This window comes from Avrilella dinanensis (assembly GCF_002807015.1).
Classification (GTDB): Bacteria; Bacteroidota; Bacteroidia; order Flavobacteriales; family Flavobacteriaceae; genus Flavobacterium; species Flavobacterium dinanensis.
On the sequence record NZ_NIPO01000001.1, the window covers coordinates 2,106,244 to 2,118,784 of the forward strand.

Genomic DNA, 12,541 nt, shown 5'->3' on the forward strand with positions numbered 1-12,541 from the left:
ATTTAAACAAATGAAAGTAACTAAAAAAACTCTTGACGAACAAAGAATCGAGTTTATAAATGGTAAATTTCTTGCTACACCTCTGGCAGGATTAATTGTTTGGGTTATAATTGGATTAGCTGGAATTTTTTTTTCAGACTTTGTAGCTGTGTGGTCAATTTTTATCGGGACTGGTAGCATCGTATATATAGCTTTGTTCCTTTCAAAATTCACAGGTGAAAATTTCCTGGATAAAAGTAAACCGAAAAATGAATTCGATACTCTTTTCTTCTTTACAGTAGGGCAAGCAATACTTGTCTATTCAATTGCAATACCATTTTTTCTGATTGACTATTCTTCCCTTCCAATGACTGTAGGAATCCTGACAGGTTTGATGTGGTTACCATTTTCATGGATTATACGACATTGGGTTGGGGTTTTTCATACATTGACAAGAATAGTTGTCATCCTAGCTCTGTGGTACCTCTTCCCCGAATATAGATTTATAACAATTCCTTTTGCCATCGTTTTGATTTATATAATAACAATAATCATTTTACGAAATAGAAAAATAGCTGAATAATATCGACTATACACAATAGCGAGGAAAGTGCCAACCAGAAAGTTCAAGGATTTTAACTATCTTTGGTGCTCTAACCAAAACGAAAGCAGCTTAAAAACCACCACTGTGCATAGCCGCAAAACGTGGTACTAATTATTTAGAATATGGGTGCTAAACTAAAAAAAGATTCTTTTTTAGGTCATTTAGAAGTTTTACGATGGGTTTTAGTAAAATGTTTTATGGGGATTATTGTCTTTACTGTTATTGCTGTGATATACAGTAGCTTTATTTTTGATGAAATTCTTTTTGCTCCAAAAAATATTGATTTTATTAGTTATAAATGGTACTGCTCGTTGATTGATTATTTTAATTTAGACCCCTCGTCTTGTCTGCAAGGATTTGAATTTGAGATTCAAAATCGAAAAATGGAAGGACAATTGACAATTATGATATGGACCAGTCTAACCTTTGGAATAATTATATCATTTCCATGGATATTGTATCAATTCTGGAACTTTCTAGAGCCTGCATTGTATAAAAATGAAAAAAAATATAGTATCTACTTTATCTTATCAACAAGTCTATTATTCTTTACCGGTGTTTTGTTTGGGTACTTTATCATTGTACCACTATCCATTAATTTCCTTATGAATTTTGAAATAAGCAGTATTGTTACAAATCAAATAGACATCAATTCATATATCTCACTAGTCCGTACTACTTTATTAGCTTCAGGAGTAGTGTTTGTTCTGCCAGTAGTTATCTTGACACTCCATCGTCTGGGGATACTATCTACTGATTTATTGAGAAACTCCCGGAAATATGCCTATGTAATCATTTTAATAGCATCAGCTGTTATCACACCTCCGGATATATTAAGCCAGTTCATATTGGTTATTCCGTTGGTAATTTTGTTTGAGGGAAGTATATTTTTTTCAAAATTTATTAAAGTTAAACCAGCTTACCAATAAACCAGCATTTTAACCATTTAGATGAATTTTAATTGTTTATTGTAATTTTAATATTTATAAAAATGTTGATTTACGGGTATTTACAACAATAAAAAGAATAGGGTTTCCAGCAACCGTAAGGTTTACATATTTTTTCGTATCTTTACAAAAGTTAATTCATAGCGGCACTCATTTTACCAATATGCTGCATACTATTTTTGCTTCAGGATTAATTTCTTTTAGCTCCGTTCAGTAAAAGCTGTCCATTTTATTTCAGAAAAAAATCAAACAACCAAATCGTAATGAGTATTGCGGTTGCATAAATTTTTATTATGATAGAATATACCTATTACAAAACTCTACAAGAGGTTTCAAACGAAACAGAAAAACAAATTTCCGACTTACTTTCATCCATTATAGAATTTGACAATGTCAAGACAGATATTCAAAAGTGTCTGTTTATAATTAATTAAGAAAACAACAAGATTATGCCACATTGGATTGATATATTAATTTTTGTTATTTACTTTCTAACGATGTTAGGTGTTGGGTTCTATTTTGCCAACAAACATACCGACGAACGAGATTATTACACGGGAGGAGGGAAATTATCGGCAGGACACGTTGGCTTATCAGTTGTAGCCACTGATGTAGGAGGTGGTTTTTCCATAGGGCTGGGAGGTGTTGGTTTTACAATGGGCTTATCGGGTTCGTGGCTTTTGTTTACTGGACTTATAGGTGCTTGGCTCAGTGCTGTTTTCTTAATTCCCAGAATTTTTGACTGGCAGCGAGAACGAGGAAGCTATTTCCTGACTCTACCACAGGTTTTCCAATTTTTATACAACAAAAAAGTAGCTTTAGTCGCCGCAATTATCTGCATCATTGGCTACACCGGATTTACGAGTTCTCAGTTTTTGGCAGGAGCAAAACTTTCCTCTGCAGCATTTCCCGCTATTGATACGCAGACTATGCTTTGGATTATGGGAGCGATTGCTGTCTTTTACACGATGCTTGGTGGGATGAAAGCTGTTATTTATACCGATACAGTACAATGGATTATTTTATTAGGGGGATTAATGTTAATTGCTATTCCAGTTGCTTATTTTAAACTAGGCGGGTTTGAGGGTATACAGCCTTACCTGAGTGATGATAAACTTTCGCTTAAAAACATTTCCTGGCAGCAAATTGTTAATTGGAGCGTAACGATTATTCCGATTTGGTTTGTAGGCATGACATTATATCAACGCATTTTTGCCTGTAAAGACGCAAAAACAGCCAAGAAAGCTTGGTATTTTGCAGGCGTATTGGAATGGCCTATGATGGCATTTACCGGTGTGATACTGGGGATGCTGGCAAATGTTGCTATCCAGAAAAATTTAGTTCCCATTGAAGGCGGTATTTTGCAGGACGTAGAATTGGGATTACCCTTACTAATAAAAAACATTCTGCCTGTAGGGTTAACGGGAGTTGTTATGGCGGCTTATTTTTCGGCGGTATTATCCACAGCTGACAGTTGCCTGATGGCTGCATCGGGCAATGTAGTAGGCGATTTAATACCTAAACACAAAAAGCAAAATAGCAAATCCATTATTAAAATGTCGAAACTTGCCACTTTGCTGATTGGGTTGTTTGCCATATTGCTAGCTTCCAAAATGGAGAATGTTTTGTCGCTAATGCTATATGCCTATGCCTTTATGGTCTCAGGACTACTGGTTCCGGTTTTGGCAGCAATAATATTAAAAAAACGTCACCCGTTGCCGGCACTGGTATCAATGATTACAGGAGGAAGTGTTTCCATTGGTTTAATTATCGCCGATATGGAACTACCTTACGGACTAGACGCAAATGTTTTTGGGTTGAGTGCGGCTGTACTTAGTTATGGGATTGTTTTCATTTTCAAAAGTTAAAGTAAATTTACGAGTATCACTATGCAATCGAATTCAAAAATTGAAATATACTTTTCGTTAAAATATTGTAAATAGATTTCTAAATAAATTGTAACTAAAATTGCTCGATTGAGATAAACAGTATTGATACATAATTTATGCAGATCTAAGGACTAATCAAAACTAAAAATACTATAAAAAAGGTTCATTATCGCTTTTTTATCTTAAATATTTCACTTATATTAGAAACTGTCTAACTCTAATTAACTATGATATTGAAAGAACAAATCCAAAGAATAGCCTTCGTGCGTGAGTATATCATTAAATACATACCGTACCCATCCGGACAACCTCCAAGATGGTATCAAACTAAAAAATATGCTGAACGAGGCAAAAGAACGCATTCTAAATGAATTTGATAAAAAAAAGGTAGCTTCACTACTCGCTAAAACAGAAACTATAGTCGAAAAAATAGATATCAATAATAATCTGGACAGTCTCCATATCTTTCTTTCCAATGATATTTTCAACAACTTTACTGTTCATCTTAGAGCTTGTTTATGTTTAGGGGCTTGTCGTTGTGGATAAAATCGAAAATTTCAATTTAGTAAGACAGTGACCTAATATCTTTCATCGAACTAAGCTAACAAAAAAAGTACAACGAAACATATTCGGCAACAAAAAAAATGACAAAACTTTTACCTTTACATTCACCCCGTCATTTTGCTAATTTTATTACCGATAATTTGCCGGATAACAAGTATTCCTAAAAGACAGATAAGTTACTGGGAAGAGAAACATAATAGAAGTCTAACCGAAGAAGGTGTCAAAAAAACGTATAGAAATGATCAAGGAAATACCAATAGTCACTTGCTTTCATTTTTTTAATACTTTTTGGAGATATATACTTTCTAAACTAAAGTTCATTATAGTTTATCTTAATACTTATGCTTACAGGAACTGCTACACAAGCTAAAATCAATCCTTGCTGTATATGGGCTTCAGATAGAACGAAATTCCTCCTTAAACGTACTTCACCCTCCTCCAATTTACATACACAAGTGCCACACGTACCTCTGCAACACGAATGTGGTGCATCAATACCTGCATTGAGCATTGCATCGAGCAAAGGTATCTGTTTGTTCCATTGGATATGCTTTGTATCGCCGTTTAATGTCAATATTACTTCCACGTTTTCCGATTGTTCGTCCTGGACTTCGGCAAGTTTAGTTTCATCTTTCGGGTTCATATTATAATTTTCTTGTTTTAACTTATCACTGAAACAATAATGATGTATAAAGCCCGAAAGTCTTTACTGCTTTCGGGCTTTTAGATAGTGTTTACTTTAAATCTTCTATTGAAGCACCAAAGTTGATGTGTAACACATTGCCGTTGGACAAAACCAATGCAGGAACAGATTTTACACCTGCACTTTCTGCATCTTTTACTTTTGTTTTGTCTGTACCCAAATGGATTACTTCAACCTGATTTTCAGGTATGAGATCTAAAATGTCCTTTTCTGCACTTACGCATACAGGACAACCTGCGTGATAAAAAACTGCTTTTGTCATGTTTATTTTATTTTAGAATTATGGTTAATACTGATAAACTTCCTTATTAATAGCTGAAAGTATGCTATCAAGTTCCGCTATTTCATTTTCGCTAAGAGGTTTCAAAGGGCTTTTGAAACCGCCTCCACCTACTCCCAGCAGGTCTAAACCTCCCTTTATGGAGCGTGGTAAACCTTTGGCTACAATGAACTTCAACAAATCAATCTGTTTGTAAAATACTCGTTGGGCTTTCGCCAAATCGTTCTCCTGAATAGCATCGTAAAGGGCAATGTTAAGTTCGGGTATTAAATTGGGCGCAGCAGTACACCAACCTCTTGCACCTGCCGAAAAAGCGGACAATGCCAATGGATTAGAACCGTTAAAAAAGGCAACTTCTTCTCCCAATTCCTTTCTTAAATAGTGCATGCGCTGAATGTCGCCTGAACTTTCCTTTATCATCGTAACATTCGGAATTTCCAATAAACGTTTCAATAATGCAGGCGACATATCTACGCCGCCTGTTGCGGGATTATTGTATGCCATTATGGGAATTGAAATTTTAGATGCAACAGCGTCATAATGTTTTATGATTTCGTCATCGGTCAGTTTCCAATAGCTCATCGGAATAATCATTACTGCCGTAGCACCTGCTTTCTCGGCAAACTGTGCGTGGTAAACAGTTTTCTCTGTAGTAAGGTTAGAAACACCTATCAATGTAGGGACTCTACCTGCTACTTGTTGCATTGTTGCTTCCGTTACGGCTTCTTTTTCAGCATCGTTGAGGTAAGGCATTACGCCTGTACTGCCCAATGGAGCAATGCCGTGAGAACCAACCGTAACCAAGCGTTCTACCTGTTTTTTGAATAACGGAATATCTACATTCTCGTTGCTGTCAAATGGTGTAACCGGGTAAGCAATTACACCTTTAAATGGTACTTTGTTCATTTATTATCTTGTTTTTAAAAGTTAAAAATCTCTGCCCTCTTCTTCACGCAATGCCACGCCTAAGTTTTGCAGTTGAGGTGCATTTTCGCAAGCGATGTATTTGGCAGGTTCGCTATCACTTAAATTTTGGTGCTGATGCCACGCCCAAGACGGAATATAAACGGCATCGCCTGCTTGCCATTCCACGATTTCGTCTTCTACAAGCGTTGAACCTTTGCCCTCAAGCACATACAGTATTGTTTCGTAAGTGTGACGATGTTTGTGTGTTTTTTGTCCGGGCAATAAACCGCCGATAGTCATACTTACATTTTTGCTCGGTAAGTCCACAAAGAAAACGGGGTGCTTTCTTTCTTCCGAAAACTGGTTGTGAACGCCTGCATTTTGAACATTTTTGTGAATTACGTGTGAAGGTTTCACATACATTGGTCTTGCAAAGGTTTGATGGAAGTCCTTTGAGCTGAATTGTTTTTGCTCTGCGTGGATTGATTTTTTTACTTCTGTCGCTGTTTCTAATTTTGACATAATTGAAAATTTTTTATCGTTATTTGCATTATTGCAATACAAAAGTATTGTATCTTTGGACTGTTATAATGATACAGTTTTTGAATAAATAGATAGTCCAGATGTTGAGACGTTGGAATTTTGAAATACAGTTAGATGAAAGGTCGGATAAAGCCGTTTATCTGCAAATAGCTGATGCCATTATAAAAGATATTCATTCGGGCAGGTTAAAGGCAGGCGATGCGTTGCCGGGCAGTAGAAACCTTGCACAACTTCTAAAGGTCAACCGGAATACAGTTGTGGAAGCTCTGAACGTACTGATTATTGAGGGCTGGCTAATTCCCAAAGAAAGGCAGGGTACTTTTGTTGCCGACACATTGCCCGATTTTAAGGAAGTACAAAAAAGCAATCGTGTAACTGCTACCGCAAAAAATACAATAAGTAAGCATTGTCATTTGCAGTTTGATGACGGAAGTCCCGATAGCAAAATTGCACCCATTACAGAATTGGCAAGGGCTTACCGGCAAATATTTAACCAAAAAGCAAGGTGGCAGATGATGGGATACGGTAATGAGCTGGGTGATTTGGAGTTTAGAAAATCTATTGTTCAAATGCTCAATCATCAAAGAGGAATGCAGGTCAATGAACAAAATATCTGTATCACTCGTGGTAGTCAAATGGCAATGTATCTGACGGCTCAATACTTGTTTACAAAAAATGATTATGTAATCGTTGAAAATCCCGGTTATAAACCTGCTTGGTCTGCATTTGAGAATGCAGGGGCAAAATTGTTGCCTGCAAGTGTAGATAAGGACGGTTTGCTGATAGATGATGTTGTTTCTTATCTGAAATCGGGCAAAAAGATAAAGGCAATTTACGTTACACCACACCGCCAATATCCGACTACCGTAACATTGAGTTTGAAAAGAAGATTAGAATTGATACGGCTTTCCAACGAATACGGTTTTACGATTATTGAAGATGATTATGACAATGAGTTTCATTTTGGTTATCGCCCTATATTACCGTTGTCCAGCTTTACGGAGCTGAAAAACTATGTTTATATCGGCACAATGAGTAAGGTTGTTGCACCTGCTCTGCGTATCGGTTATTTAGCAAGCAATGACGATGCTTTGATTGAAAAGGTAGGCAGTTTGCGAAAAATTATTGATGTGCAAGGCGACAGCATAATGGAACAGGCGGTTTTACAACTTATTAAAGACGGTACAATAAAACGGCATATCAAAAAGGCAACTAACCACTACAAAGCCAAAAGGGATTTTATGGCAACTGTGTTGAACAAACATATTAAGAACAAAGCAACTTATGCAATTCCTGAAGGTGGTTTGGCTTTTTGGATTGTGCCAAATAAACAAATGGATTGGTCGCAAGTTTCCCAAAAACTAAAAAGCAAGGGTATCAAAATAATTACGCCTGACACGTATAGCTTTGCTGAAACTGTAAACGGTATAAGATTGGGCTATGGCTCGCTTTCTGAAAAAGAATTAGAAGAGGGAATTATAGCTTTGGCAAAAATGTTGTGAAATGCAGGGGGTCAACGAACTCATCAAAGAAGGCAAAAAGGAAGAAAGTGATAATCGAGAAGATGTATAGATTAATTATCTTCCAAATTTAAACCATTCGCTTAATGAATGTTTTTTACCTTTCATCCAATCCGAAACCATTTCCATTCCCATCACCGAAAAAGTGATGCCGTTACCACCGAAACCCAGAACAAAATAACTGTTCTTAAAATCTTTATGTTCTCCGATATAAGGCAATCCGTCTTTGGTTTCTCCGAATGTTCCAGCCCAGGCAAAATCGGAATGAAAGGGAATATGTGGCAAGTACTTTTCAAACGATTTCAGTAATTTCTGTTCTTTCTTACTAATGAGTTTATCTCGTTTTTGCGGATTTATGAATTCTTCATCTTCACCTCCAATCAAAAATCTACCGTCATCAGTCGTTCTCAGATAAATGTAAGGTTCTGATGTATTCCATATCAGTACGTCATTATATTTTTTGCTTAGCGTTTCATCAATTTCAGAAACAATAGCATAAGTACTAATTAGATCAACAAACTTTTCTTTAATCATCGTAGCACTTTCATAGCCCAAACAATATACTATCTTTTTGGTTTTGATTTTCGCTCCTGTTTGAAGAGTTGCTTCATTACCAGATTTGTTGGATTTGACATCAACCAATTCTGTTTTATCAAAAACCTGTAAGCCTCTTTTCATGTTGAATTCCAAAATTTCGTGAACCAGTGTAAAAGCATCCACACTCGCACCTTGTTCAGACAAGATTCCTCCATAGGTTTTCTGTAATTGATATTTTTTTTCAATAGCATCCGCTCCCAGCCATTTTACTTTAAAGCCGGCTTCTTTACGGGCTTCAAATTCCTTTTTAAGCCAACCCATGTCTTTTTTGAAAGCAGCAAAATAAAGTGATTCTTTTTTCTTAAAACCCGATTTGGATTTTATCTGTTTACAGACTTTTTGTAGCATATCAATAGATTTTGAACAGGCTCTATAACTTGCAACTGCTCCTTTTTTGCCAATCATTTTGATGAGTTCGTACAAAGGTGTGTCAATCTCATATTGCAACATTGATGTAGTAGCTGACGAACTTCCGTTAGCGATTTCCCGTTTATCTATAAGTAGCGTTTTATAGCCATCTTCCATACATTGATGTGCAATAAGACTTCCGGTAATGCCACCGCCTACAATTAGAATATCACAATCTGTATCTTCTCGCAACGAAGGGTAACTATTGATAATTCCGTTTTTTACTAACCAAAAAGGTTCATTTGATTTTAAATCCATAATTAACCGCATTAGAAAAATTAAAAATAGTTTTTCTTTTTGTATTGTGTTTTAACGAATTAAAGATATACTAAATTAACCCGTTGGGTGTAATTATTTTTAGGAAAACATATTGATTAGATATTAGTCAAGATACTGTATTTCAGTATCTTGAAGTCGCCAAACAAACCAATATCCATGTCAAATATAGTAAAAAAATATTTTAGAGTTTTAGNGAAGCGTTTGCGGTGTAGCTTTTTTCTGAACTGTTGCATTTATCTGCTGACCCAGTTGTTGTTTGAGTTGTTTTCTTTTTGCTTCTTCGAGAGTAATATTCTTTCTGTTGATAAAATAGTACATCACGACTACTGCTATCAAGGCTGCAAGCGACCACAAAACCGTTGTTATATCCATTTTTACTTTTTGGTTTAAACAAAGATAAAGAAAAACCGCCTCTAAAAAGCAATTAATTTAAGAGCCTGTTTAAATTTGTATTGTAAAAATGTTTATAGGTTATTTTTGAGGCAGAACAAGGCAAATTTTCAAAGGATAGCAGAGCTATCGTTTTAAAATTTAACGCAGTTATGACCAAAAAGGAGCATAAACAAATTATTAGATAAATTTTAAACAGGCTCTTAGAAACGGTAATTTTTGTAAAACAAATTTATTTAATCAAATGCATTTCAAACACCAGATTGCTGCTTGGCGGAATCACTCCCGGGATACCTCTTTCTCCATAAGCTAATTCAGCCGGAATGAAAACCAATGCTTTGTCACCATAGTTCAAATTTTCGATACCTTGGATAAAACCTTTAATCAAACCTTCTTTGTTACCATAAATAAACGGAATGGGCTGGTAAGCTCCCTGATCTCTGCGTTGTACATCTAATCGGTCGAATTTTTCGGCAGTTTCAACAAAGCTGGTGTCAAACAAAGTTCCGTCTTCCAAAAATCCTGCATAATGAATTTTTACTTGGTCACCGGCTTTAGGTTTTTCTCCGTTACCTTGTTCAAAAACAAATATTTTTACATCACCGGTTTGTATGGCTTTGTCTTTGGCGTCTTTGAGGTAAGCGGCATTGTCGCTGATAACCTTTTTCGCAGCTGAATCATGTTTCTCTACTTCGTCAGCAAACACTTTCGCAGCGTCAAAATCGATGGCAGCTTTCCCGGAACGAATGATTTTCACAGTAACGATTTTATCACCCTGAGCGATTGAATCCACAACGTTTTGTCCTTCCACCACATGACCAAAAACGGTGTGTCTGCCGTCTAAGTGTGGCGTAGCTTTATGTGTGATAAAGAATTGTGAACCGTTGGTAGCCTTCCCGGCATTTGCCATAGATAAAATTCCGGGTTTATCATGTTTAAGGTCAGCAACGATTTCATCATGGAAAGCATATCCCGGACCACCCGAACCGTTACCGTCAGGGTCGCCTCCCTGAATCATGAAATCCTGAATTACCCGATGGAATTTTAATCCGTCATAGAAAGGTTTTCCCTTAAATTTTTCATCTGCCATCGGGTGATTACCTTCAGCCAAAGCGATGAAATTTGCCACCGTAGCAGGTGTTTTTTCAAATTCTAATTGCAAGAGAATATCTCCTTTTTCTGTTTCGATATTTGCATATAAGCCTTCAGGCAAATCTGCATTTTTTTCTTTTTTACAAGCTGTAAAAGTTACTGCCGACAGTAACAAAAGTCCAATTATTTTTTTCATTTCATTAATATTTTTAGTTTTAAATCTCAAATTTTCTTTCTTTTATCGGATAAGTTGTATTTCAAAAACAAGGTCAGCATTTGCCGGGATTGACCCCATAGCTCTGCTTCCGTAGCCCAATGCAGCCGGAATGAAAATCAAGGCTTTGTCGCCATAATTCAAATGGTTTATCCCGGCAGAAAATCCTTTTATCATATTTTGATTTCCGCCGATAGTGTAGGGTAGTGGCTGGTAAGCATTAGCATTTTTCTTTGCCAAATTGAGCGAAAAATTTTCCTCTGCCACTTTTTCGTTACTGCTGTCAAATAGCGTTCCGTCTGCTAGATAACCGGAATAATCAACAAAAATTTTATCGCCTGTCTGTGGTTTCTCTACTGAACCTTTTTCTGTCACAAATATTTTTATACCTTCTTCGGTCGTAAAAGCCTGTTTTTCGGCTTTGGCAAATCGTTTCGCATTTTTGCTGAATTTTTTTTGCTTTTCCTTTTCTGCCTTTTCTTTCCCTTTCATATAATCGGCAAAAACTTTCTGTGCTTTGAATTTTTCGGCAGATTTTCCTACATATTCAAAAGTTATAGTATTGATTTTGTCACCTTGTTCAATGGCGTTTACAACATCTTGCCCTTCAGTAACATAACCAAATACAGTGTGTTTGCCGTCCAAATGCGGCGTAGCTTTATGTGTGATAAAGAACTGAGAACCGTTGGTTGCCGGTCCACGGTTTGCCATTGACAACGTTCCTGCACGGTTGTGCTTGAGCTCATCGACAAATTCGTCATCGAAAAGATACCCGGGATTGCCTGAGCCGTTACCGTTCGGATCGCCACCCTGAATCATAAAATCTTTAATTACCCGATGGAAATTGAGTCCGTCGTAGTATTTTTTGCCTGCAAATTTTTTATCGACCGATTTGTTGGTTCCCTCTGCCAGCGAAATGAAATTGGCAACAGTAACCGGTGTTTTGTCGTAAGTAAGTTCAATAATAATATTGCCTTTTTCTGTGTTGATTCGGGCATAAATCCCTTCTTCTTTTTGTTGGGCAACAGCAGTAAATCCAATGAGCATAAGCCCTAAAAAAATCTTTTTGAACAGTTTCATAGTCTTTATTGTTTAATTTCTTTTAAAAATACTTCACAAATAATTGGTTGATTGCTTCCGATGCGGTCTTTATCGCCTACAAATCCGTAACCTAAATGCGAAGGAAACAGAAAAACGATGCGTTCTCCAGGACGCATAATTTTGATTCCTCTCCGCAATCCGGGCATGATTTCCTGCTTATCAACCACATAAATTTTCGGGGAAGTTTCATTAATATCATAAATGATTTCGTTATTCAAATATTTGATACTGAATTCAATATCAACCACATCTCCGGGGCGGGGCGTGATAGTGTCACGAATGTTGGCTTTGAGATATTTATACCAAAATCCGGAATCGGACTGGTAATATTTATGCAAAGAATCATTTTTGATATATTGCTGTATCGCTTTGAGTTCGTCCGAAACGATATACTGATTTCGTTCGGCAGATTCCTTAATATACTCTCCGCCGGATTGTGACACAGGTTCCCTGATTTCTGCTTTTTTCTGGCAGGCAGAAAACCCTAAAATAACGCTGAGTAAAATGATAATACGGTATTTCATA

13 protein-coding genes are annotated in these 12,541 nt (G+C 36.5%); 5 read left to right on the plus strand and 8 right to left on the minus strand.

The window, feature by feature from the left end:
* Positions 1 to 10: 10 nt before the first annotated feature.
* The 4 genes from CDL10_RS10235 to CDL10_RS10250 all read left to right on the plus strand — a co-directional run bounded on the left by CDL10_RS10235 (position 11) and on the right by CDL10_RS10250 (position 3,965).
* On the plus strand, positions 11 to 562 hold the full coding sequence (locus CDL10_RS10235; RefSeq protein WP_100678435.1) for a DUF7010 family protein: 552 nt from the start codon (positions 11 to 13) through the stop codon (positions 560 to 562).
* A gap of 143 nt (positions 563 to 705) precedes the next feature.
* Positions 706 to 1,512 (plus strand): twin-arginine translocase subunit TatC, encoded by an 807-nt coding sequence (gene tatC / locus CDL10_RS10240; protein ID WP_100678436.1) that lies wholly within the window; start codon positions 706 to 708, stop codon positions 1,510 to 1,512.
* Positions 1,513 to 1,979: 467 nt separating this feature from the next.
* On the plus strand, positions 1,980 to 3,398 hold the full coding sequence (locus CDL10_RS10245; protein ID WP_243389335.1) for a sodium:solute symporter family protein: 1,419 nt from the start codon (positions 1,980 to 1,982) through the stop codon (positions 3,396 to 3,398).
* Between the two features lie 288 nt (positions 3,399 to 3,686).
* The gene (locus CDL10_RS10250) at positions 3,687 to 3,965 is read left to right on the plus strand and encodes a hypothetical protein (protein WP_100678438.1); all 279 of its coding nucleotides are present in this window, start codon (positions 3,687 to 3,689) and stop codon (positions 3,963 to 3,965) included.
* 328 nt (positions 3,966 to 4,293) lie between these two features.
* On the opposite strand, the gene CDL10_RS10255 is transcribed toward CDL10_RS10250, so the two are convergent.
* The 4 genes from CDL10_RS10255 to CDL10_RS10270 all read right to left on the minus strand — a co-directional run bounded on the left by CDL10_RS10255 (position 4,294) and on the right by CDL10_RS10270 (position 6,394).
* Entirely contained in the window at positions 4,294 to 4,626 is a 333-nt protein-coding gene (locus CDL10_RS10255; RefSeq protein WP_100678439.1) for a 2Fe-2S iron-sulfur cluster-binding protein, read from the minus strand.
* Between the two features lie 91 nt (positions 4,627 to 4,717).
* A complete protein-coding gene (locus CDL10_RS10260) occupies positions 4,718 to 4,948 on the minus strand; it encodes a thioredoxin domain-containing protein (protein WP_100678440.1) in 231 nt (76 codons plus the stop codon).
* Positions 4,949 to 4,972: 24 nt separating this feature from the next.
* Entirely contained in the window at positions 4,973 to 5,872 is a 900-nt protein-coding gene (locus tag CDL10_RS10265) for a dihydrodipicolinate synthase family protein (RefSeq protein ID WP_100678441.1), read from the minus strand.
* A 21-nt stretch (positions 5,873 to 5,893) separates the two neighbouring features.
* Positions 5,894 to 6,394 (minus strand): cupin domain-containing protein, encoded by a 501-nt coding sequence (locus CDL10_RS10270; RefSeq protein WP_100678442.1) that lies wholly within the window; start codon positions 6,392 to 6,394, stop codon positions 5,894 to 5,896.
* A gap of 101 nt (positions 6,395 to 6,495) precedes the next feature.
* Between CDL10_RS10270 and pdxR the strand changes: the two genes are divergently transcribed.
* On the plus strand, positions 6,496 to 7,917 hold the full coding sequence (pdxR, locus tag CDL10_RS10275) for a MocR-like pyridoxine biosynthesis transcription factor PdxR (protein ID WP_100678443.1): 1,422 nt from the start codon (positions 6,496 to 6,498) through the stop codon (positions 7,915 to 7,917).
* A 75-nt stretch (positions 7,918 to 7,992) separates the two neighbouring features.
* On the opposite strand, the gene CDL10_RS10280 is transcribed toward pdxR, so the two are convergent.
* The 4 genes from CDL10_RS10280 to gldI all read right to left on the minus strand — a co-directional run bounded on the left by CDL10_RS10280 (position 7,993) and on the right by gldI (position 12,540).
* Positions 7,993 to 9,198 carry an NAD(P)/FAD-dependent oxidoreductase gene (locus CDL10_RS10280; RefSeq protein WP_100678444.1) on the minus strand — a complete coding sequence of 402 codons (1,206 nt, stop codon included), beginning with the start codon at positions 9,196 to 9,198 and terminating at the stop codon, positions 7,993 to 7,995.
* A gap of 643 nt (positions 9,199 to 9,841) precedes the next feature.
* The gene (locus CDL10_RS10290; RefSeq protein WP_100678446.1) at positions 9,842 to 10,897 is read right to left on the minus strand and encodes a peptidylprolyl isomerase; all 1,056 of its coding nucleotides are present in this window, start codon (positions 10,895 to 10,897) and stop codon (positions 9,842 to 9,844) included.
* A gap of 42 nt (positions 10,898 to 10,939) precedes the next feature.
* On the minus strand, positions 10,940 to 11,995 hold the full coding sequence (locus tag CDL10_RS10295; protein ID WP_100678447.1) for a peptidylprolyl isomerase: 1,056 nt from the start codon (positions 11,993 to 11,995) through the stop codon (positions 10,940 to 10,942).
* 5 nt (positions 11,996 to 12,000) lie between these two features.
* Complete coding sequence (gene gldI / locus CDL10_RS10300) at positions 12,001 to 12,540, minus strand: gliding motility-associated peptidyl-prolyl isomerase GldI (protein ID WP_100678448.1); 540 nt, start codon at positions 12,538 to 12,540, stop codon at positions 12,001 to 12,003.
* Position 12,541 lies beyond the last annotated feature (1 nt).